The following is a 21,536-nucleotide window of genomic DNA, read 5'->3' on the forward strand; positions in this document are numbered from 1 at the left end:
CGCCCGTTTCTCTGCGCCCCTTCCTCTCCGACCACTTCCTCAAGGAGAAGCCATGGAGTCAGACGCTCGCCATATCCGGCGCCTGTTCGCCCTCGGTGTCAGTGCCGCTCTGCTCGTCGGAGCCGCCGGGGCCGCCGGCGCGGTCTCGCCGGAACCGTCCGGGGGCCAGGGCCGGATCGTCGGCGCCGACCGGCCCGGAGCCGTCGAGGGCTCCTACCTGGTCACGCTCAAGGACAGCGTCGCCCGGGCCGACATCCCCGCCTCGGCGAGAACCCTGGCCGAGAGACACGACGGGGACCTGCGCTTCACGTACACCGCCGCCCTGCGCGGCTTCGCGGTGAACATGGCGGAGGCCGAGGCGAAGAAGCTGGCCGCCGACCCCTCGGTGGCCCGGGTGGAGGCCGACGCGGCGGCGTACGCGGTCGACACCCAGCAGAATCCGCCCTCCTGGGGTCTGGACCGCATCGACCAGCGCGATCTGCCGGGGGACAAGGCGTACACGTACTCCGGTACCGCCTCCGATGTCACCGCCTATGTGGTGGACTCCGGGGTCCGGATGAGCCACCGGGACTTCGGCGGCCGGGCGGTCAGCGGCTACGACTTCATCGACGACGACTCGAACGCCTCCGACTGCGCCGGGCACGGCACCCACGTCGCCGGTACGGTCGGCGGCGGTTCCTACGGTGTGGCCAAGGGCGTGAAGCTGGTCAGCGTCCGGGTGCTCAACTGCGAGGGCACCTCCGGCGAGACCTGGGCGCCGGTGCTCGCGGGCATCGACTGGGTCACCAAGAACGCCAAGAAGCCCTCGGTGGCCAATATGAGCATCGGTGGCGGCAAGACCCAGTCCGTCAACGACGCCGTCAATTCCTCCATAGCCTCCGGGGTCACCTGGGTGGTCGCGGCCGGGAACAACAACGCCGACGCCTGCTCGTACTCGCCGGGCTCGACGCCGAACGCCATCACCGTCGGCGCCACCAACAGCGCGGACGCCCGGGCCACCGGCTGGTCCAACGGCCAGGGCTCCAACTACGGCTCCTGCCTGGACATCTTCGCCCCCGGCGACAAGATCGTGTCCTCCTCGTCCACGAGCGACACCGGCTCCCTGTCGATGAACGGCACCTCGATGGCGACCCCGCACGTCGCCGGAGCCGCCGCCCTGCTGCTCTCCGCCAACCCGAGCTGGACCCCGGCCCAGGTCCGCGAGAAGCTGGTCGGCGGTGCCACGCCGGACAAGGTCACCGACCCGCGGGCCGGTTCCCCCAACCGCCTGCTCTTCACCGGTGCCGGGGGCGACACCCCGCCGCCCTCGGGAGACGGCCGGTTCGAGAACACCGACGACTACCCGATCCGCGACAACAGCACCGTCGAGTCACCGATCACGGTCACCGGTGTCGCCGGAAAGGCCCCGGCCGCGCTCGCGGTCACCATGGACCTGCGGCACTCCTTCCGCGGTGACCTGCGGGTCGAACTGGTCGCCCCCGACGGAGGTGTCTTCCTCCTGAAGAACTACGACCAGTACGACTCCGCCGCCGATGTCCGGAGCACCGTCTCGGTGAAGGCCGACCAGAAGACCGCCAACGGCACCTGGAAGCTGCGGGTGACCGACAACTGGGTCAACGACACGGGCTACATCAACGCCTGGTCCCTCAAGTTCTGACCGGCTGACCGGCTGACCGGCTGACCGGCTGACCGGCTGACCGGCGCCCCGGCTCACCGGCTTCGGGCTCCTGCTCCCGCCCCGTCCGTGTCCGAGCTGTCCGTAGCGGCCCCGGCGGGATCTTCCCGGCGGGGCCGCTGCCCATGAGCCGGGCCGATGCGTCTCACAAGGGGCCGGTGTACGGGAACTGCGGCACCGCCGAGGGCGAAGCCTCACGGCTGCCGCGTGGTCCCCAGGATCGTCCCCATCTCCGCCACCGCGTCCAGCACCCCCACCAGCGCCTCGGGCTGGGCGACCCCCCGCCGCAGCACCGTGTTGCGCAGCCCCTGGTGGATCACCGTGAGGTGGCCGTCGCCGGCCCACAGCGTGCCCCGGGAGGCGGCAGCCGCCTCCTCCAGTGCGGCGGTGGACGGCTCGTCGAGGCCGAGTGAACCGGCGAGGGCGCGGGCCCAGCGGCGGGAGCCGAGGCGTGGACCGCGGGAGGAATCCGGGGCTTCGACGCCCGCCGGTATGCCGACCGTCACCGCGAGGAGGTACTCGGCCTCCGGGTCGTCCTCGCTGTACTCGACCAGGGCGATCCAGCCGCCCTCGTACGCTCCGTGCCGGGCGAGGCGTACCAGTCGGGCCCGGTCGCGCAGGGCGGCGGGCAGGACGGCGGTGGGGTCGGGGAGGTCGTGCGGGGTGCCGCCGCGGGTGCGTACCCAGTGGTCGAAGGCGGCGCGGCCGGTGTCCACCGCGGCCTGTTCACGTGCGCCGTGCACCGCGAATTCGTGGACCGCGACGACCGCGCCCACGGCCATCAGCGCCAGCCCGAGATAGCCCACGGCGTCCCAGGACATCGGTCCCCCTCTCCGGGAGCGCCCGCCCAGGGAGCCCCCGTAACCCGGGAACACCCGCCCAGGGAGCCCCCGCAACCCGGGAACACCCGCCCGGTGAGCCCCGTACCGTCCTGGTCCCCGCCCGCCTGTGACCCGAACCACCCCGATACTCGTTTCCCCCGACCCCACCCTCCTCGCCTAGGCTTCCTCCGTGACCCCCGCTGATCTCTCGCACGCGCTCTCGGAAGCCGTGCGGTCCGCTGTCGCGGCGGGGGAGCTGAGGGTGGCCGTGCCGGAGCGGATCGTGGTCGAGCGGGCGCGGCCGGGCGGGGCCGGGAGCTACGCCAGCAATGTCGCCCTGCGGCTGGCCGGGCCCGCGGGGCAGCCGCCGGAGGCGGTGGCGCGGGTGCTGCGGCGCCGGGTGCTCGGGCTGCGGGTGCCCGGGGTCGCCGATGTCGAGGTCACCGGGCCCGGATTCCTGAGCTTCACCCTGGACGGGGACGGCCGGGCCGCTCTCGTACGGGAGATCCTCGCGCGGGGGGCGGCAGCCTACGGGCACCTTCCCGCCCCCCGGGCCGTGCCGTCCGCCTCCGCCCCCCGCACGCTCCACTTCCCCGACGAGCCCCGCGCGGCCGTGGTCGCCGACGCCGTGCGGCGGGTGCTGCTCTCCCAGGGCGTCCCCGTGCGGCTCGGCTGTGCCGCGGAGGCGGAGCCCGGGTGGGTCGGGTACCTCGGGGTGCGGGTGGACGCGTACGGGGTGCCGGAGGGTGCGGCGGGGCGGACGGTGGTGCGGCCGGTGCCCGCGCCCCGGGGGTTCGATCCGAACGCGCTCGGGCGGGACGCCGCCCGGTGGGCGCTGCTGCGGCCGCCCGCGCACGAGCGGCCGCGGCTCGGTACCGAGGAGGGGCCGGGGCTTGTGCCGCTGCTCGCGCAGCGGGAGGGGAATCCGCTCTTCCGGGTGCGGTACGCGCATGCCCGCAGCCGGGCCCTGGTCCGCAACGCCCGGGATCTCGGCTTCGCCGCCGAGGCCGGTGAGCTGTACGAGAATCGGCGGCCGGAGCAGCCGGAGGACCCCGGAACCCGCGCCGCCGACCGGCTGCTCGGCGCCCTCGCCGCCTACCCCGCCCTGCTCTCCGCCCTGACCACCGACTACGCTCCCGATCGCCTGTGCCGGCACCTCGTCGTCACCGCTGACGCGTTCTTCCGGTTCCATGACGCCATCCGCGTCCTGCCGCTCGGCCCCGAGAAACCCTCGGCCGCCCACCGCGCCCGGCTCGCACTCGCCGAAGCCGCCGGGACGGTGCTCGCGGGCGGCCTGTCCCTCCTCGGCATCGACGCACCCGAACATCTGTGAAGGCCACGGACCACGGTGACCACCATGACCCTTCCCATCACCACGGGCACGACGGCGTGCGCGAGGGGCACGGGGTCCGCCCGCAGGACCGTCCGCGGCCGGACGACGACGACACCTAGAGAGCGCACGACATGAGCCGTTCCGCACACCCCGCCGGACCCCGCCACGCGGACGTACTGCCCGAGGGGCACTACTCGGGGCCCCCGGCCGACCTCAACGCCCTGGACGCCAAGGTCTGGTCGCGCACCGTCAGCCGGAACGAGGACGGGGCGGTGACCGTCGGCGGGATCGATGTCGCCACGCTCGCCGAGGAGTTCGGCACCCCGGGCTACTTCCTGGACGAGGCGGACTTCCGCGCCCGCTGCCGCGACTGGCGGGAGGCCTTCGGGCCCGGCGCCGACGTCTTCTACGCCGGGAAGGCCTTCCTCTCCCGGGCCGTGGTGCGCTGGCTGCACGAGGAGGGGCTCAACCTCGACGTCTGCTCCGCCGGGGAGCTGGCCACCGCGCTGTCGGTGGGGATGCCCGCCGAGCGGATCGCCTACCACGGCAACAACAAGAGCGTGGCGGAGATCGAGCGGGCCATCGAGGCCGGGGTGGGGCGGATCGTGCTCGACTCCTTCCAGGAGATCGTGCGGGTCGCGCATGTGGCGGAGCGGCTCGGCAAGCGGCAGCCGGTGCAGATCCGGGTGACGGTCGGCGTCGAGGCGCACACCCACGAGTTCATCGCCACCGCGCACGAGGACCAGAAGTTCGGCATCGCGCTCGCCGGGGGAGAGGCCGCGGAGGCGGTGCGGCGCGCGCTCAAGCTGGACGGGCTCGAACTCGTCGGCATCCACAGCCACATCGGCTCGCAGATCTTCGACATGGCCGGCTTCGAGGTCTCCGCGCGGCGGGTGGTGGGCCTGCTCGCCGAGGTCCGCGACGAGCACGGCGTCGAGCTGCCGGAGATCGACCTCGGCGGCGGCCTCGGCATCGCGTACACCTCCGAGGACGATCCGAGCGAGCCGCACCAGATCGCCAAGTCGCTGCACGAGATCGTCGGCCGCGAGTGCGAGGCCGCGGGCCTGCGCACCCCGCGCATCTCGGTGGAGCCCGGGCGCGCGATCGTCGGCCCGACCGCCTTCACGCTGTACGAGGTGGGCACGCTCAAGCCGCTGGAGGGGCTGCGGACGTACGTCTCGGTGGACGGCGGGATGTCGGACAACATCAGGACCGCGCTCTACGACGCCGAGTACAGCGTGGCGCTCGTCTCGCGGACCTCCGAGGCGGAGCCGATGCTCGTCCGCGTGGTGGGCAAGCACTGTGAGAGCGGCGACATCGTGGTACGCGACGCCTTCCTGCCCGCGGACCTCGCGCCGGGGGACCTGATCGCGGTCCCGGCGACCGGCGCGTACTGCCGCTCGATGGCGAGCAACTACAACCACGCGCTCAGGCCGCCCGTGGTGGCGGTCGCGGACGGCGGGGCCCGGGTGATCGTCCGGCGGGAGACGGAGGAAGATCTCCTGCGGCTCGATGTCGGATAGATGAAATAGATGTCTCACGATCCGGACGTGGCATAGAAAGTCCCGTCCGGTGCGTGAGACTGGAGCGCACCCCGGGTGTACGGAACCGCTGTGCGCCCCGGTACAGGCAAGGGTCGAGGAAAGGCACAGGTCGGATGATGCGTACGCGTCCGCTGAAGGTGGCGCTGCTGGGCTGCGGGGTCGTCGGCTCTGAGGTGGCGCGCATCATGACGGCGCACGCCGAGGACCTGGCCGCGCGCATCGGCGCGCCCGTGGAGCTGGCCGGAGTCGCCGTCCGCAGACCCGGCAAGGTGCGCGAGGGCATCGACCCGGCGCTGATCACCACCGACCCCACCGCCCTGGTCAAGCGCGGCGACATCGACGTGGTGGTCGAGGTCATCGGCGGCATCGAGCCCGCCCGCGGACTGATCACCGAGGCCTTCGCGCACGGCGCCTCGGTCGTCTCCGCCAACAAGGCGCTGCTCGCCAAGGACGGCGCCGCCCTGCACGCCGCCGCCGCGCGGTACGGGCGCGACCTGTACTACGAGGCCGCCGTCGCCGGCGCCATCCCGCTGATCCGCCCGCTGCGCGAATCGCTCGCCGGGGACAAGGTCAACCGGGTCCTCGGCATCGTCAACGGCACCACCAACTTCATCCTCGACAAGATGGACACCACCGGCGCCGGGTACCAGGAGGCGCTCGACGAGGCCACCGCGCTCGGGTACGCGGAGGCCGACCCCACCGCCGACGTGGAGGGCTTCGACGCCGCCGCCAAGGCCGCGATCCTCGCCGGTATCGCCTTCCACACCCGGGTCCGGCTCGACGACGTCTACCGCGAGGGGATGACCGAGGTCACCTCCGCGGACTTCGCCTCCGCCCGGGCGATGGGCTGCACCATCAAGCTGCTCGCCATCTGCGAGCGGGCCGCGGACGGCGGTTCGGTCACCGCCCGGGTGCACCCGGCGATGCTGCCGCTGAGCCACCCCCTCGCCTCGGTCCGCGAGGCCTACAACGCCGTCTTCGTGGAGTCCGAGGCGGCCGGGCGGCTGATGTTCTACGGGCCCGGCGCGGGCGGTTCGCCGACCGCCTCCGCCGTGCTCGGCGACCTCGTGGCGGTATGCCGCAACAAGCTCGGCGAGGCAACGGGGCCCGGCGAGTCCGCGTACACGAATCTGCCCGTCTCCGCGATGGGCGAGGTCGTGACGCGGTACCACATCAGTCTTGACGTGGCCGACAAGCCGGGCGTGCTCGCCCAGGTCGCGACGGTCTTCGCGGAGCACGGCGTGTCCATCGACACGGTGCGTCAGCAGAGCCGCCCCGACTTCCAGGACACGGCAAGCGACGGGGGCGAGGCCTCTCTCGTCGTCGTCACTCATCGCGCGCCCGACGCGGCCCTCAGCGGCACCGTCGAGGCGCTCAGGGGCCTGGACACGGTGCGCGGTGTCGCCAGCATCATGCGGGTTGAAGGAGAGTAACCAGCAATGACCCACCAGTGGCGCGGAATCATCGAGGAATACCGGGACCGGCTGCCCGTCTCGGACACCACCGAGGTCGTCACCCTCCGCGAGGGCGGCACGCCCCTCGTACCCGCGCAGGTGCTCTCCGAGCGCACGGGCTGCGAGGTCCATCTCAAGGTCGAGGGCGCCAACCCGACCGGGTCCTTCAAGGACCGCGGGATGACGATGGCCATCACCCGCGCCAAGGAGGAGGGCGCCAAGGCGGTCATCTGCGCCTCCACCGGCAACACCTCGGCTTCGGCCGCCGCCTACGCGGTGCGCGCGGGCATGGTCAGCGCGGTGCTCGTGCCGCAGGGCAAGATCGCGCTCGGCAAGATGGGCCAGGCCCTCGTGCACGGCGCCAAGATCCTCCAGGTGGACGGGAATTTCGACGACTGCCTGACGCTGGCCCGCGCGCTCTCCGAGAACTACCCGGTGGCGCTGGTGAATTCGGTCAACCCGGTACGCATCGAGGGCCAGAAGACGGCCGCCTTCGAGATCGTGGACGCCCTCGGCGAGGCGCCGGACCTGCATGTGCTGCCGGTCGGCAACGCCGGGAACATCACCGCGTACTGGAAGGGGTACCGCGAGTACGCGGCCGACGGGGTCTCCTCGCGCACCCCGCGCATGTGGGGCTTCCAGGCCTCGGGTTCGGCGCCGATCGTGCGCGGCGAGGTGGTCAAGGACCCCTCGACGATCGCGACCGCGATCCGGATCGGCAACCCGGCCTCCTGGAAGTTCGCGCTCGCCGCGCAGGAGGAGTCGGGCGGCTTCATCGACGAGGTGACGGACCGTGAGATCCTGCGCGCCTACCGGCTGTTGGCCTCCCAGGAGGGCGTCTTCGTCGAGCCCGCCTCGGCCGCCTCGGTCGCCGGTCTGCTGAAGTCGGCGGAGCTCGGCAAGGTCGACCGCGGCCAGCGCATCGTCTGCACCGTGACCGGCAACGGGCTCAAGGACCCGGACTGGGCGGTGGCGGGCGCGCCGCAGCCGGTGACGGTACCGGTGGACGCCGCCACCGCGGCGGAGCGCCTCGGCCTCGCCTGAGCGGTTTCCGGCCGCGCCGCCGCACCGTCCGCGGCCGGCCGGACACCGGCGCGAGCGGGCGGAAGACCGGAAAGAGTACGGGGGGTGCACGTGCCCGTGGCGACACGCATCGTGCGCCTCCTGTGCGCCCTATGTCGCCGACCAGGCAACCTTCGATAGGCTGTACCGAACCCGCCACGCTGCATGTGCCGCAGCTGCCGCCTGGGTCGCGGCCCCGGGTTCCCCATGCCGAGAACAAGCCTCGTCGAGCAAGCCTGGAACCTTGCACACACCTCGCACACACCCGCCGTTCAAGGAGAGTCATCGAGCGATGGCCGGTCCTGCGTTCCGCGCCGCCGCCGTCCGCGTGCGCGTCCCCGCCACCAGCGCCAACCTCGGCCCCGGTTTCGACAGCCTCGGGCTGTCCCTCGGGCTGTACGACGACGTCGTGGTCCGGGTCGCCGACTCCGGGCTGCACATCGACATCGCGGGCGAGGGCAGCGAGAGCCTGCCGCGCGACGAGGACCACCTGCTCGTACGGTCCCTGCGCACCGCCTTCGACCTGCTCGGCGGGCAGCCCCGCGGCCTGGAGGTGGTCTGCGCCAACCGCATCCCGCACGGGCGCGGACTCGGCTCCTCCTCCGCCGCCATCTGCGCGGGCATCGTCGCCGCGCGGGCGGTGGCCATCGGCGGCGACGCCCGGCTCGACGACGCCGCGCTGCTCGAACTCGCCACCGAGATCGAGGGGCACCCGGACAATGTCGCCGCCTGCCTGCTCGGCGGGTTCACGCTCTCCTGGCTGGACGGCGGCGCGGCCCGCGCGATCCGGATGGAACCCGCCGCCTCGCTCGTCCCGGTGGTTTTCGTACCCGGCAAGCCGGTGCTCACCGAGACCGCCCGGGGGCTGCTGCCGCGCACCGTCCCGCACGTCGACGCGGCCGCCAACGCGGGCCGTGCCGCACTGCTCGTCGAGGCCCTCACCCGGCGCCCCGAACTCCTGCTCCCCGCCACCCTGGACCGGCTGCACCAGGACTACCGCGCGCCCGCGATGCCGGAGAGCGCGGCCCTGGTCGAGCGGCTGCGCGGCGACGGGGTGCCCGCGGTGATCTCCGGTGCCGGACCGACGGTGCTCGCCCTGGTGGACGAGTCCGCGGCGGACAAGGTGGCCACGCTCGCGGGTGAGGGCTGGGCCGCGAACCGGCTCGCCCTGGACGGCACGGGAGCGAGCGTGCTGCCGCTTGCGCCCTGATACACGATTGCCGGAAAGCGAGAGGGGGAATATTTGTTGGATCCGGTAGTGTTAACCTCAAGTCTGCACCCGACCCCACCATGGCCCTACCATGGACAAGGTGCTTCGTGTCCCCCTTCGGGACAGCCAATTTTCCGGGAGCCTCCCAACCTGCTCGGCGCACAGCGCTGAGAGGTGCCGAGCACGCTCCGGAACGGCGTGACCGAGCCGCGTGACTTCCAGAAATCCGTGGCACGGCTCGGGGAATCGCCATCACCCGTTGTTTCTTCCGCCGCTTCGGCGGGACCACCGCCCCGGCACGGTCCGAAAAGCAAGGGCCATTGCCGGACAGCACAACCGGTCGCCGAGCCAGACAGGCCGACGTCCGCTCCAGGGAAGGACCCTTCGTGAGCGACACCACCGATCTGATGGGCGTGACTGACGGCAGCGTCGATTCTGCCGCCACGCCCGCCACGGACGCCTCCGCCGCGCCTGCCTCCGGCGCTGCGGCCGGCACGCGGCGCCGTCGCGGCACCGGCCTCGAGGGCATGGTGCTGGCCGAACTGCAGCAGGTCGCCTCCGGCCTCGGGATCAGGGGCACGGCGCGGATGCGCAAGAGCCAGCTGATCGAGGTCATCAAGGAGGCGCAGGCGGGGGGCGGCTCCCAGGCCGAGGGCGCCGCGGCGAAGAGCACCGACGCCGAGACCAAGCCCAAGCGCCGCACCACCTCCCGGGCCCGTACCGGCGATTCCGCCGAGGGCGCCAAGGCCGAGCAGAGCGCTCCGGCCGCCACGACGGAGGCTCCGGCGAAGTCCGGCTCGCAGATCGAGATCCCCGGCCAGGGCGCCGGAGACGAGCCGCAGGGCACCTCCCGCCGCCGCGCCGAGCGCGCCGCGGACACCGCCGAGGGCAAGACGGACGCCAAGGCCGCCGACGCCAAGGGCGAGTCCAAGGGCGAGAGCCGGCAGGACGCCGGCCAGGCCGAGCACAAGGGCGACGGGGACCAGGGCGGCGAGGGCCGCCAGGGCCGCCGGGAGCGCCGTGAGCGCGGTGGCCGCGACCGGGACGGCCGCGACCGCGACCGCCGCGGCGGCAAGGACGACCAGCAGGCCCAGGGCGGCGGCGGTCAGCAGCAGCGCCAGCAGGGCGGCGGCGGCAACCGCGGCAAGGACGACGACTTCGACGACGACGGCGGTGGCCGCCGCGGGCGCCGGGGCCGCTACCGCGACCGCCGGGGCCGCCGCGGACGCGACGAGGTCAGCGAGCCGCAGGTCTCCGAGGACGATGTGCTGATCCCGGTCGCGGGCATCCTCGACATCCTCGACAACTACGCGTTCATCCGGACCTCGGGCTACCTGCCCGGCCCCAACGACGTGTACGTCTCGCTCGCCCAGGTCCGCAAGAACGGCCTGCGCAAGGGCGACCACGTCACCGGCGCGGTGCGCCAGCCCAAGGACGGCGAGCGCCGCGAGAAGTTCAACGCCCTGGTGCGCCTGGACTCGGTGAACGGCATGGCGCCCGAACACGGCCGCGGGCGGCCGGAGTTCAACAAGCTCACCCCGCTGTACCCGCAGGACCGGCTCCGCCTGGAGACCGACCCCGGGGTGCTGACGACCCGCATCATCGACCTGGTCTCGCCCATCGGCAAGGGCCAGCGCGGTCTGATCGTGGCCCCGCCGAAGACCGGCAAGACCATGATCATGCAGGCGATCGCCAACGCCATCACGCACAACAGCCCCGAGTGCCACCTGATGGTCGTCCTCGTCGACGAGCGTCCGGAAGAGGTCACCGACATGCAGCGGTCGGTGAAGGGCGAGGTCATCTCCTCGACCTTCGACCGCCCCGCCGAGGACCACACCACGGTCGCGGAGCTGGCCATCGAGCGCGCCAAGCGCCTGGTGGAGCTGGGCCACGACGTGGTCGTCCTGCTCGACTCCATCACCCGCCTCGGCCGCGCGTACAACCTCGCGGCCCCGGCCTCCGGGCGCATCCTGTCCGGTGGTGTCGACTCGACCGCGCTCTACCCGCCGAAGCGGTTCTTCGGCGCGGCGCGCAACATCGAGGACGGCGGCTCGCTGACCATCCTGGCCACCGCGCTGGTCGACACCGGCTCGCGGATGGACGAGGTGATCTTCGAGGAGTTCAAGGGCACCGGCAACATGGAGCTCAAGCTCGACCGGAAGCTCTCGGACAAGCGCATCTTCCCGGCGGTGGACGTCGACGCGTCCAGCACCCGCAAGGAGGAGATCCTGCTCGGCAGCGACGAGCTGGGCATCGTCTGGAAGCTGCGCCGGGTGCTGCACGCCCTCGACCAGCAGCAGGCGATCGAGCTGCTTCTGGACAAGATGAAGCAGACGAAGTCCAACGCGGAGTTCCTGCTCCAGATCCAGAAGACGACGCCGACCCCGGGCAACGGCAACGACTGAGCCCCGCCCGGCAGTCGGCCCCGCAGTGCCGGTACGTCCGAGAGGCCGCCCCCGTCACGCAGCGCGCGTGGCGGGGGCGGCCTCGTCCGCGTACGGCGGTGCGCGCACGGCGGTCCGCAGGACTCCCTACCGGGACGGCGGCGCGGTCAGGGCGCCGCGGGGGAGAGGTGCAGCCGCCGGTAGTCGCTGGGCGCGAGGCCGTGGGCGTCCCGGAAGGCGCGGCTGAAGGCGGCCGGGTGGCTGAAGCCCCAGCGGGTCGCCAACTCGTGGATGGGCAGGTGGACCCGGGCCGGGTCGGCCAGTTCGCGGGCGGACCGGTCGAGCCGCTGGTCGCGGATCCAGGCGCGTACCGTCAGGCCGTTGTCCTGGTAGAGGCGGTAGAGGTAGCGGGTGGAGATGTGGTGGGCGGCGGCCACGGTGTCCGCGGTGAGCCAGGGGTCGTGCAGATTGCGGCGGATGAAGTCCTGGGTGCGCAGGAAGAGGGTGCGCCGGTGGCTCTCGGGCGGGATGCTGCGCTCGGCGTCGAGGTGGTGGGCGAGCACCGCGGCGAACATGTCGGCCACCACGGTGCCGAGCCGTGCGCGGTCGGCGGGGCGGTAGGTGTCCGACTCCTCGGCGAGCCGCAGCAGCAGCTGCCCGAAGAGCGCGCCCACCCCCTCCCCGGTGGGCAGCGGCCGGGCGAGCAGGGTGTCCACGCTGTGCGCCGGTATCGGCACCAGCCGCCGCGGTACGTAGAACTTCGTGACCGAGACCAGCCCGCCCTGGGCGCGCGCCGAGGAGACGAAGGGCAGCGAGGTGGTGCCCACCACCACGGTGCCCGGGCCGAAGGAGACCGTGCCGGCGCGGCCCAGGTCCAGGTGGCCGGTGCCCTGCTGGGGCAGGCACAGCTCGTACATCTCCGGGTCGGAGGCGCCGATGTGGCGGCGGGTGCGGCGGGCGGCGATGGTGGGGCAGGTGGTGGTCAGGGCCTTGACGGGGCCGAGCAGGAAGCCGCGCAGGCTGCACTCGAACTCCTCCACGTGCTCGGAGGACAGATCGGTGGGCACCGTGCTGTCGAGTGCCAGGGTGCGCCAGTGCTCGAAGCGCTCGGGTCCGGCCAGCTCCTCGCCGCGGAAGTCCAGATCGCTCATCGTCCCCCACCTCCTGAGGTACCTGAGAGGGCCGCTCGGCCTCCCACGGTCCTCCCACCCGTCCGTTCGGGCACCGTCTACTCAACCGCCTTTTGATAAGTGTTTGTTCAACGCCCTGACCCAGTTGTGTCCCAGGGCGGTTCCGCGCGCGGGTGTGCGGTCGCCGGGTTCCCTCAGCCCACCAGCCGCAGCCGGTGGTGGGCGCGGTACTCGCTCGGCGAGCTGCCGTAGGCCGCGCGGAAGGCGCGGCTGAAGGCGGCCGGGTGGCTGAAGCCCCAGCGGGCCGCGAGTTCGCTGATCGGGGTGTGCCGCTGCTTGGGGTCGGTGAGGTCCCGTACGCAGCGCTCCAGGCGCTCGGTGCGGATCCAGCCGCCGACGGTCAACTCGTGGTCCTGGAACAGGCGGTGGAGGTAGCGGGTGGAGATGTGGTGGGCGGCGGCGACCGTCTCCGGGGAGAGCGAGGGGTCGCCGAGGTTGCGCCGGACGAAGTCCTGGATCTGCAGGAACAGGGTGCGGCTGCGGCTCTCCGGGGGCAGCCGCCGCTCCTCGTCGGTGTGGTGGGCGAGCAGGGCGACCGAGAGGTTCAGGAGCACCGTGCCGAGCCGGGGGCCGTCCGCGGGGCCGTACGCCGAGCTGTCCGCGAGCAGCCCGGTGACGAACTGGGTGAACAGGGCGCCGATCCCGCTGTCCGCGGGCAGCGGCCGGGCGAGCAGGCTGTCGGCCGCGGGCGCGGGCACCGAGAGCAGGCTGCGCGGCAGATAGATCTTGGCGACCCGGGCCGGGCCGCGGGCCGCGCGCACCCCCGTCTCGAAGGGGTGCGAGGTGCTGGAGAGCACCAGCGCCCCCGCGGTGTGCTCGGTGGTGACGCCCTCCTGCGCCACATAGGAGCGGCCCTGCAGCGGCAGGGTCAGCTCGTACAGCTCCGGGTCCGAGCGCCGGATCAGGGCGGCGGTGCGGAAGGACCACAGGGAGGGGCTGGTGACCTCGGAGACCTGGACCGGGCCGAGGGCGAGCAGTCGCAGATTCGCGGCGAAGCGCTCGGTGTCCTCCGCGCGCACCGTCACCGGCGCGGGCCGCTTCAGGGCCAGCTCCCGCCAGTGTGCGAAGCGCTCGGCCCCGGAAAGGTCGTCGCCCCGGAACTCCAACTCGATCACGTTGCCCCCAATGGCTTGGCGCGCGCATCCTCGCCCGTGTGACGTGAGTCATTCAACTCGGCCCGGGCGAGCGGGCGTTCGCGGTGTGCTTGCGGTGTGCGACGGGCGGGCCACGCCCCCGGGTGGGGCGGGTGTGACCTGCGCCGCAGTTGCTGCGTGAAGGGTCTGTGTGCGCTTTGTGGTGACTGTGCTGGGCTGTGCCGGTACACGTACGCGCGTGCGCTCCCCGGTGGAGCCCGTGGGGGGCGGGGTGTGCGCGCAGCGTCAAGGATTCTGTGCGCTGTGGGCCAACGACAAGAGGACCGCAGAGGCGGAAGATGTCCTTCAGAGGTTGTTGCAGGGAGTGGACCGCACGGCGCGGTCCGCCAGTTCGTCACGGGGGACGGACCGCCACGGGGGAGCGGCCGCTCCCTGCGCAGCCCGCGGGATATCGGGGGATGGGTGCGTGTGCCTACGGCCACGGGGGAGTCGTGGGCACACGCGCACGGCCCCGTACCCCGCCGCCCTGCCGCGCCCTCGCGTGCGTCCGCGCGCCCGCTCTCCGCAGTTCCGCGCGCGTACCCCGCTTCCGTACGGGTAGCGGAATCACCCCTTCCGCGCGGCTGTCGTGCCGCTTCCGGAGACCTTCGCCACAGATTTCGGCCGCCCGCCGCCCCGTTCCTGTGATCATCGGGTCCTGGAAACGCGCAGGTGGGACCGGGGTTCGGCAACGATCCGATCACGTTTGGTGTTTCACCGGTCACGCGGCTTGCACAGAGCCCTGTGCAACCCTTCTGCGGGTCCCGCCGTCTACCGGTAGGACCGACGCCGTTGTCACAGGCCCTGAAGCAGGGGGTTGCCGACCGCAGGAGGACCGAGGAAGCACATGAGCGAGCCGCACACGCCCGATACCGGTACGCCCGGTCCGCGCCGCCGCACGAACACGAAGGGGCGGCGCCGCAAGCCCCAGAGCACCCGCCGCAAGGTGTTCCTCGGCACCGCGTGGACCGCCGCGGGTCTGGTCGTGCTCGGCGGCACCGGTGCCGGGTACCTGTACTTCAAGCTCGACGACAACATCACCGGCGTGGACATCGACAACCAGCTCAAGGGCGACGACCGCCCGGAGAACGTCGACAACGGCTCCCAGGACATCCTGGTGATGGGCTCCGACTCCCGCTCCGGCGCCAACGCCGAGTACGGCAGGGACCAGGGCGGCGCCCGCTCGGACACCGCGATGGTGGTGCACGTCTACGAGGGCCACCGGAAGGCCAGCGTGGTCTCCATCCCCCGGGACACCCTCATCAGCCGGCCCGACTGCGAGTCCAAGGACGGCGGCGGCACCACCCCGGCCGCCGAGCGGCAGATGTTCAACTCGGCCTACGAGATCGGCGGCCCGGCCTGCGCCGTGAAGACCGTCGAGTCGCTGTCCGGCATCCGCATGGACCACTACCTGGAAGTCGACTTCACCGGCTTCAAGAAGCTGATCGACACCCTCGGCGGGGTCGGCATCACCACCAGCAAGCCGATCGACGACCCCAAGAGCCATCTGCGGCTCGACCCCGGCAGGCACCAGCTGAACGGCGAGCAGTCGCTCGGCCTGGTCCGCACCCGGCACGCGGTCGGCGACGGCAGCGACCTCGGCCGCATCCAGCTCCAGCAGGCCTTCATCAAGGCGCTGATCGCCCAGGTCAAGCAGGTCGACGTGTTCGGCAGCCCGAAGAAGATGTACGACCTCGCCGACACCGCCACCAGTGCGGTCACCACCGACTCCGGCCTCGACTCGGTACGGGACCTCTCCGGCTTCGCCCGCGGCCTGAGCGGCATCGGCGGCGGGGACATGAAGATGGTGACGCTGCCGGTCGAGTACGACCCCGCCGACCCGAACCGGGTCCTGCCCCAGGAGAAGGCGGACCGCAAGGTCTGGGCCGCCCTGCGCGAGGACCGGCCGATCCCCGCCTCCGCCACGAAGGACTCCGCCGGGGACAAGGGCTCCGCGGGCGGCGTCGTCGGCGCGGGCTGAGCCGCCGGGGCGGGGCGCGTGGAGCGATTCGCGCGCCCCGTCGCCGGGCGCACGCCCCTCGCGCGGGCCCCTGCGACGGCGCGGGGAATACCGGGGGCCCCACCCCGGTTTTGGGAGATGCGGACAGTCCTGGCAGACTGACCCGTCGGTCCCGGTTCACGCCCCGCAATCCGCGCAGGCGACCCGGTGCCCTCCCGAGAACACAGGAGATTCCCTTGAAGCGCGAGATTCACCCCGAGTACGTCGAGACCCAGGTCAGCTGCACCTGCGGTGCGTCGTTCACCACTCGCAGCACCATCAACAGCGGCACCATCCGTGCCGAGGTCTGCTCCGAGTGCCACCCGTTCTACACGGGCAAGCAGAAGATCCTCGACACCGGTGGCCGCGTGGCCCGCTTCGAGGCCCGCTTCGGCAAGGCCGCCGGCTCCAAGAAGTAGCGAGCCGACCGCGCCGGTCCACGGCCGCCCCTCGGGGCGCGCCTGGACCGGCGTTTTTGCTCGGGACACCCGCACCGCGCGCGGCAGCCCCGCGACCGCGCGCAGCGGGCCCCGCGCAGGGCCGCGCACCCCCTTCGTACGTCCCCGGGCTCCGCGAGGAGACGGGGGCACCCCAACTCAGGAGCACCCAGATGTTCGAGGCGGTCGAGGACCTCGTCGGCGAGCACGCCTCTTTGGAGAAGCGGCTCTCCGACCCCGCCGTGCACGCCGATCAGGCCAACGCGCGCAAGCTCAACAAGCGGTACGCGGAGCTGACCCCGATCGTCGCCGCGTACCGCTCCTGGAAGCAGACCGGCGAGGACATCGAGACCGCCCGCGAACTCGCCGCCGACGACCCCGACTTCGCCGCCGAGGTCAAGGAACTCGACCGGCACCGCGAGGAGCTGACCGAGAAGCTGCGGCTGCTCCTGGTGCCCCGGGACCCCAGCGACGACAAGGACGTCATCCTGGAGATCAAGGCCGGCGCGGGCGGCGACGAGTCCGCCCTCTTCGCCGGGGACCTGCTGCGGATGTATCTGCGCTACGCCGAGCGCGTCGGCTGGAAGACCGAGGTCATCGACTCCACCGAGTCCGAGCTCGGCGGCTACAAGGACGTCCAGGTCGCCGTGAAGACCAAGGGCGGCCAGGGCGCCACCGAGCCCGGCCAGGGCGTCTGGGCCCGCCTGAAGTACGAGGGCGGGGTGCACCGCGTGCAGCGGGTGCCCTCCACCGAGTCGCAGGGCCGCATCCACACCTCCGCCGCCGGGGTGCTCGTCACCCCCGAGGCCGAGGAGATCGACGTCGAGATCCACGCCAACGACCTGCGGATCGACGTCTACCGCTCCTCCGGTCCCGGCGGCCAGTCCGTCAACACCACCGACTCCGCGGTGCGCATCACGCATCTGCCCACCGGGGTCGTCGCCTCCTGCCAGAACGAGAAGAGCCAGCTGCAGAACAAGGAGCAGGCGATGCGTATCCTGCGCTCCAGGCTGCTCGCCGCCGCGCAGGAGGAGGCCGAGAGCAAGGCCGCGGACGCCCGCCGCAGCCAGGTGCGCACGGTCGACCGCTCGGAGAAGATCCGTACGTACAACTACCCGGAGAACCGCATCTCCGACCACCGCGTCGGCTTCAAGGCGTACAACCTGGACCAGGTGCTCGACGGAGAACTGGACGCCGTGATCCAGGCCTGCGTCGACGCCGACGCGGCGGCGAAGCTCGCCGCCGCCTGAGGCGGCACCGGGCGCACCGCGGTCCACCGGCCGCCCCCGCGCCCACCCGGACAACAGCTCAGCCCCTGGAGGCCCAGCGTGCAGCAGTATTTCGGGGAGCGACCCCCAAGCCCCCGCAGCGTGCTGCTCGCGGAAGTCGCCCAGGCCACCCAGCGGCTGGCCGACGCCGGAGTGCCCTCCCCGCGCAATGACGCCGAGGAGCTCGCCGCCTTCGTGCACAGCGTCAAGCGGGGCGAGCTGCACCGGGTCCCGGACGCCGACTTCGACGCCCGCTACTGGGAGGCCGTCGCCCGCCGCGAGGCCCGCGAGCCCCTCCAGCACATCACCGGCCTCGCCTACTTCCGCTATCTGGAACTCCAGGTCGGCCCCGGGGTGTTCGTGCCCCGCCCGGAGACCGAGTCGGTGGTCGGCTGGGCGATAGACGCGGTACGCGCGATGGACGTCGTCGAGCCGCTCATCGTCGACCTGTGCACCGGCTCCGGCGCGATCGCCCTCGCCATGGCCCAGGAGGTGCCCCGCTCCCGGGTGCACGCCGTGGAGCTGTCCGAGGAGGCGCTGGTGTGGACCCGCAGGAACGCCGAGGGCTCCCGGGTCAGCGTGCACAAGGGCGACGCCCTGTCCGCCCTGCCCGAACTCGGCGGCCAGGTCGACCTGGTGATCTCCAACCCGCCGTACATCCCGCTCACCGAGTGGGAGTACGTCGCCCCCGAGGCCCGCGACCACGACCCCCAACTCGCCCTGTTCTCCGGTGAGGACGGGCTCGACACCATCCGCGGCATCGAACGCACCGCGCACCGGCTGCTGCGCCCCGGCGGCGTGGTCGTCGTCGAGCACGCCGACACCCAGGGGGGCCAGGTGCCGTGGATCTTCAACGAGGAATGCGGCTGGGCGGACGCCGCCGACCACCCCGACCTGAACAACCGGCCGCGTTTCGCGACGGCCCGCAAGGCACTGCCGTGACGCTCCGGCGACCGCCCCGCGGCCGCCTTGGCCCCCCGCTCCCCGTGAGCAGCAGCAGGAACCCAACCGAGGAGGACAGGTAACGATGGCTCGGCGATACGACACCAATGACGCGACCGACCGGATCACCGGTCTGCGTGAGGCCGGGTCCGCCGTCCGCCGCGGCGAGCTGGTCGTGCTGCCCACGGACACCGTCTACGGCATCGGCGCCGACGCCTTCAGCTCGGAGGCCGTCAACGACCTGCTCGACGCCAAGGGCCGCGGCCGCAACATGCCCACCCCGGTGCTCATCGGCTCCCCGAACACCCTGCACGGCCTGGTCACCGACTTCTCCGAGATGGCCTGGGAACTCGTCGACGCCTTCTGGCCCGGCGCCCTGACCCTGGTCGCCAAGCACCAGCCCTCGCTCCAGTGGGACCTCGGCGACACCCGCGGCACCGTCGCCATCCGGATGCCCCTGCACCCGGTCGCCATCGAACTCCTCACCGACGTCGGCCCGATGGCGGTCTCCTCCGCCAACCTCACCGGGCACCCGGCGCCCGAGGACTGCGACGCCGCCCAGCAGATGCTCGGCGACGCCGTCTCCGTCTACCTCGACGGCGGCCCGACGCCCGGCATCGTCCCCTCCTCGATCGTGGACGTCACGGGCAAGGTGCCGGTCCTGCTGCGCGCCGGCGCCCTGCACGCCGAGGAGCTGCGCAAGGTGGTCCCCGACCTCGAGGTGGCCAATTGACGGCCCCTGAGGGGCGTGGCATAGCGGGCGCCGCATACGGCGGCACCTTCCGGATCCTCCACGTCAGCACCGGCAACGTCTGCCGCTCGCCGATCACCGAGCGGCTGACCCGCCACGCCCTCGCCCACCGCCTGGGCCTGGCGGGCCCCGGCCTGCCCACCGGCGAGACGGGCCCCGTCGTCATCGGCGGCCTCCTGGTGGAGAGCGCCGGCACCTGGGGCCACGAGGGCGCGCCCATGGAGGCCAACGCGGAGGCCGTGCTCGCCGACTTCGGCGCCGACGCCGCGGGCTTCACCGGCCGCGAACTCCTCGACGACCACGTCATCCGGGCCGACCTGGTGCTCACCGCCACCCGCGACCACCGCGCCCAGGTGATCTCCATGGGCCACTCCGCCGGGCTGCGCACCTTCACCCTGAAGGAGTTCACCCGGCTGGTGCGCGCCATCGACCCGGCGACCCTGCCGGACCCCCTCGACGACGGCGTCGCCGAGCGCGCCCGCGCCCTGGTCCGTGCCGCCGCCGCCCTGCGCGGCTGGCTGCTCGCCCCCAGCGTGGAGGCCGACGAGGTCTACGACCCCTACGGCGCCCCGCTGCCCTTCTTCCGCTCCGTCGGCGAGGAGATCCACCAGGCCCTCGACCCGGTGGTCACCGCCCTCACCGGCGTCCCGGCCCGCACCTGAGAAGCCCCCGGCCCGGCTCCTGAGGGCGCGCCCCGCCCGTACGGGAGCCCGCCCCGGCCGCGCTCGGGAGTCCCGCGCCGCGGCCCGCGTCCGAGAGCACCGGCCGCCCGCGTCCGAGTGCGCCGGCCGTCCGTGTCCAAGAGCACCGGCCGTCCGTGTCCGAGAGCCCTCGCCCGCCCCGGGAAGGCCCCGTCCCGCCCCGAAGACCGGGTCTCCCGCCCCCGGCGCCCACACCGGGCGGACCGGCACCAGGCGTCCTACATTGGACACCCCAGTGCACACGGTCCCGCCACCGGGCCGACCGCCACCACGGCGCCCGCCGTATGACCCGGACCCGGCGGCGCGGACCGGCACCCCGCCGCAGAGGCCCGGAGCCGAAGATGCCGGTCAGCCACGCCACCCCGCCGCAGTCCGCCGCCGGACCGGGAATCGAGGCCCTGCGCGGCCAGGACCCGGAGATGGCCGAGATCATCGGCGCGGAGAGCGCACGCCAGGCGAGCACCCTCCAGCTCATCGCCGCCGAGAACTTCGCCTCCCCGGCCGTCCTCGCCGCCCTCGGCTCCCCGCTGGTCAACAAGTACGCGGAGGGCTACCCCGGCGCCCGCCACCACGGCGGCTGCGAGATCGTCGACCTCGCCGAACGCACCGCCGCCGACCGCGCCCGGGCCCTGTTCGGCGCCGAGCACGCCAACGTCCAGCCGCACTCCGGCTCCTCCGCCGTGCTCGCCGCCTACGCGGCCCTGCTGCGCCCCGGCGACACCGTGCTGGCCATGGCGCTGCCCGCGGGCGGCCACCTCACCCACGGCTCGCCCGCGAACTTCTCCGGCCGCTGGTTCGACTTCGTCGGCTACGGCGTCGACCCGGAGTCCGGGCTGCTCGACATGGACCAGGTGCGCGCCCTCGCCCGTACCCACCGCCCCAAGGCCCTGGTCTGCGGCTCCATCTCCTATCCCCGCCACCTCGACTACGCCGCCTTCCGCGAGATCGCCGACGAGGTGGGCGCCCATCTGATCGCCGACGCCGCGCACCCGCTCGGACTCGTCGCGGGCCGGGTGGCGCCGAGCCCCGTCCCGTACGCCGACCTGGTCTGCGGGACCACCCACAAGGTGCTGCGCGGGCCCCGGGGCGGACTGCTGCTGTGCGGGGCGCAGTTCGCCGAGCGGGTCGACCGGGCCGTCTTCCCCTTCACCCAGGGCGGCGCCCAGATGAACTCCGTCGCCGCCAAGGCGGTCGCCTTCGGGGAGGCCGCCCGCCCCGAGTTCGCCTCCTACGCGCGGCAGGTGGTCGCCAACGCCCGCGCCCTCGCCGCCTGCCTGGCCGAGGAGGGGCTCACCGTGATCACCGGCGGCACCGACACCCACCTGGTCCTCGCCGACCCGGCACCGCTCGGCATCGAGGGCCGCGCGGCCCGCACCCGGCTCGCCGCCGCCGGACTCGTGGTGGACACCTGCGCGCTGCCGCACCCCGAGACCCGCGGGCTGCGCCTCGGCACCGCCGCGCTGACCACCCAGGGCATGCGCGAGCCCGAGACGGCGCTGATCGGCCGGCTCTTCGCCGCCGTCCTGCGCGGCGAGCGGGACGCCCGCACCGCCCGCGAGGAGATCGGCGAACTCACCGCGTACTTCCCTCCGTACGGCGGCTCCCCGGCGGACGGCGGAGGCTGAGGGAGCC

Annotated in this window: 17 protein-coding genes; 14 read left to right on the forward strand and 3 right to left on the reverse strand. The window is 73.0% G+C overall.

Features of this window, described 5'->3' with window-relative positions:
• The first annotated feature begins 52 nt into the window (after window positions 1–52).
• The gene (locus tag HFV08_RS02995; RefSeq protein WP_168535478.1) at window positions 53–1,657 is read left to right on the forward strand and encodes a S8 family serine peptidase; all 1,605 of its coding nucleotides are present in this window, start codon (window positions 53–55) and stop codon (window positions 1,655–1,657) included.
• A 212-nt stretch (window positions 1,658–1,869) separates the two neighbouring features.
• Here the strand turns inward: HFV08_RS02995 and HFV08_RS03000 are convergent, their stop codons facing one another.
• A complete protein-coding gene (locus HFV08_RS03000; RefSeq protein WP_168535480.1) occupies window positions 1,870–2,496 on the reverse strand; it encodes a hypothetical protein in 627 nt (208 codons plus the stop codon).
• A 190-nt stretch (window positions 2,497–2,686) separates the two neighbouring features.
• On the opposite strand from HFV08_RS03000, the gene nrtL reads away from it, so the two are divergent.
• From nrtL to rho, 6 genes are all read left to right on the forward strand, one after another.
• Window positions 2,687–3,829, forward strand: a complete 1,143-nt coding sequence (gene nrtL, locus HFV08_RS03005) for an ArgS-related anticodon-binding protein NrtL (RefSeq protein WP_168535482.1) — start codon at window positions 2,687–2,689, stop codon at window positions 3,827–3,829.
• Between the two features lie 131 nt (window positions 3,830–3,960).
• On the forward strand, window positions 3,961–5,352 hold the full coding sequence (gene lysA, locus HFV08_RS03010; protein WP_168535484.1) for a diaminopimelate decarboxylase: 1,392 nt from the start codon (window positions 3,961–3,963) through the stop codon (window positions 5,350–5,352).
• Window positions 5,353–5,486: 134 nt separating this feature from the next.
• Window positions 5,487–6,806 carry a homoserine dehydrogenase gene (locus tag HFV08_RS03015; RefSeq protein ID WP_210429726.1) on the forward strand — a complete coding sequence of 440 codons (1,320 nt, stop codon included), beginning with the start codon at window positions 5,487–5,489 and terminating at the stop codon, window positions 6,804–6,806.
• Window positions 6,807–6,812: 6 nt separating this feature from the next.
• Complete coding sequence (thrC, locus tag HFV08_RS03020; protein ID WP_040248331.1) at window positions 6,813–7,871, forward strand: threonine synthase; 1,059 nt, start codon at window positions 6,813–6,815, stop codon at window positions 7,869–7,871.
• A gap of 310 nt (window positions 7,872–8,181) precedes the next feature.
• On the forward strand, window positions 8,182–9,099 hold the full coding sequence (gene thrB / locus HFV08_RS03025) for a homoserine kinase (RefSeq protein ID WP_168535486.1): 918 nt from the start codon (window positions 8,182–8,184) through the stop codon (window positions 9,097–9,099).
• 386 nt (window positions 9,100–9,485) lie between these two features.
• The gene (gene rho, locus HFV08_RS03030) at window positions 9,486–11,504 is read left to right on the forward strand and encodes a transcription termination factor Rho (RefSeq protein ID WP_168535488.1); all 2,019 of its coding nucleotides are present in this window, start codon (window positions 9,486–9,488) and stop codon (window positions 11,502–11,504) included.
• A 146-nt stretch (window positions 11,505–11,650) separates the two neighbouring features.
• Here the strand turns inward: rho and HFV08_RS03035 are convergent, their stop codons facing one another.
• Window positions 11,651–12,634: a helix-turn-helix domain-containing protein gene (locus tag HFV08_RS03035; RefSeq protein ID WP_168535490.1), complete on the reverse strand. Its 984-nt coding sequence runs from the start codon at window positions 12,632–12,634 to the stop codon at window positions 11,651–11,653.
• 173 nt (window positions 12,635–12,807) lie between these two features.
• Window positions 12,808–13,788: a helix-turn-helix domain-containing protein gene (locus tag HFV08_RS03040; RefSeq protein WP_168535492.1), complete on the reverse strand. Its 981-nt coding sequence runs from the start codon at window positions 13,786–13,788 to the stop codon at window positions 12,808–12,810.
• Between the two features lie 865 nt (window positions 13,789–14,653).
• On the opposite strand from HFV08_RS03040, the gene HFV08_RS03045 reads away from it, so the two are divergent.
• The 7 genes from HFV08_RS03045 (at window position 14,654) to glyA (ending at window position 21,529) form a co-directional block, all read left to right on the forward strand.
• Complete coding sequence (locus HFV08_RS03045) at window positions 14,654–15,787, forward strand: LCP family protein (RefSeq protein ID WP_168535494.1); 1,134 nt, start codon at window positions 14,654–14,656, stop codon at window positions 15,785–15,787.
• 215 nt (window positions 15,788–16,002) lie between these two features.
• On the forward strand, window positions 16,003–16,224 hold the full coding sequence (rpmE, locus tag HFV08_RS03050) for a 50S ribosomal protein L31 (RefSeq protein ID WP_168535496.1): 222 nt from the start codon (window positions 16,003–16,005) through the stop codon (window positions 16,222–16,224).
• A 191-nt stretch (window positions 16,225–16,415) separates the two neighbouring features.
• Window positions 16,416–17,492, forward strand: coding sequence for a peptide chain release factor 1 (prfA, locus tag HFV08_RS03055; protein ID WP_040248321.1), 1,077 nt, complete (start codon window positions 16,416–16,418; stop codon window positions 17,490–17,492).
• Between the two features lie 78 nt (window positions 17,493–17,570).
• The gene (prmC, locus tag HFV08_RS03060) at window positions 17,571–18,452 is read left to right on the forward strand and encodes a peptide chain release factor N(5)-glutamine methyltransferase (RefSeq protein ID WP_052482181.1); all 882 of its coding nucleotides are present in this window, start codon (window positions 17,571–17,573) and stop codon (window positions 18,450–18,452) included.
• An 85-nt stretch (window positions 18,453–18,537) separates the two neighbouring features.
• Entirely contained in the window at window positions 18,538–19,185 is a 648-nt protein-coding gene (locus tag HFV08_RS03065) for an L-threonylcarbamoyladenylate synthase (RefSeq protein WP_168535498.1), read from the forward strand.
• Complete coding sequence (locus tag HFV08_RS03070) at window positions 19,182–19,865, forward strand: arsenate reductase/protein-tyrosine-phosphatase family protein (RefSeq protein ID WP_168535500.1); 684 nt, start codon at window positions 19,182–19,184, stop codon at window positions 19,863–19,865. Before HFV08_RS03065 ends, HFV08_RS03070 begins: the two co-directional genes overlap by 4 nt.
• A 380-nt stretch (window positions 19,866–20,245) precedes the next feature.
• Window positions 20,246–21,529: a serine hydroxymethyltransferase gene (gene glyA / locus HFV08_RS03075; RefSeq protein WP_168535502.1), complete on the forward strand. Its 1,284-nt coding sequence runs from the start codon at window positions 20,246–20,248 to the stop codon at window positions 21,527–21,529.
• Window positions 21,530–21,536: the final 7 nt, after the last annotated feature.

The organism is Streptomyces physcomitrii (assembly GCF_012273655.1).
Lineage (GTDB): Bacteria > Actinomycetota > Actinomycetes > Streptomycetales > Streptomycetaceae > Streptomyces > Streptomyces physcomitrii.

What these genes read in the sequence shown, in the direction of transcription:
- HFV08_RS02995 (WP_168535478.1), top strand. Translation starts at nt 53, where the DNA reads ATGGAGTCAGACGCTCGCCATATCCGGCGCCTGTTCGCCCTCGGTGTC.
- HFV08_RS03000 (WP_168535480.1), bottom strand. Translation starts at nt 2,496, where the DNA reads ATGTCCTGGGACGCCGTGGGCTATCTCGGGCTGGCGCTGATGGCCGTG.
- lysA (WP_168535484.1), top strand. Translation starts at nt 3,961, where the DNA reads ATGAGCCGTTCCGCACACCCCGCCGGACCCCGCCACGCGGACGTACTG.
- HFV08_RS03015 (WP_210429726.1), top strand. Translation starts at nt 5,487, where the DNA reads ATGATGCGTACGCGTCCGCTGAAGGTGGCGCTGCTGGGCTGCGGGGTC.
- thrC (WP_040248331.1), top strand. Translation starts at nt 6,813, where the DNA reads ATGACCCACCAGTGGCGCGGAATCATCGAGGAATACCGGGACCGGCTG.
- thrB (WP_168535486.1), top strand. Translation starts at nt 8,182, where the DNA reads ATGGCCGGTCCTGCGTTCCGCGCCGCCGCCGTCCGCGTGCGCGTCCCC.
- HFV08_RS03035 (WP_168535490.1), bottom strand. Translation starts at nt 12,634, where the DNA reads ATGAGCGATCTGGACTTCCGCGGCGAGGAGCTGGCCGGACCCGAGCGC.
- HFV08_RS03045 (WP_168535494.1), top strand. Translation starts at nt 14,654, where the DNA reads ATGAGCGAGCCGCACACGCCCGATACCGGTACGCCCGGTCCGCGCCGC.
- prfA (WP_040248321.1), top strand. Translation starts at nt 16,416, where the DNA reads ATGTTCGAGGCGGTCGAGGACCTCGTCGGCGAGCACGCCTCTTTGGAG.
- HFV08_RS03065 (WP_168535498.1), top strand. Translation starts at nt 18,538, where the DNA reads ATGGCTCGGCGATACGACACCAATGACGCGACCGACCGGATCACCGGT.
- glyA (WP_168535502.1), top strand. Translation starts at nt 20,246, where the DNA reads ATGCCGGTCAGCCACGCCACCCCGCCGCAGTCCGCCGCCGGACCGGGA.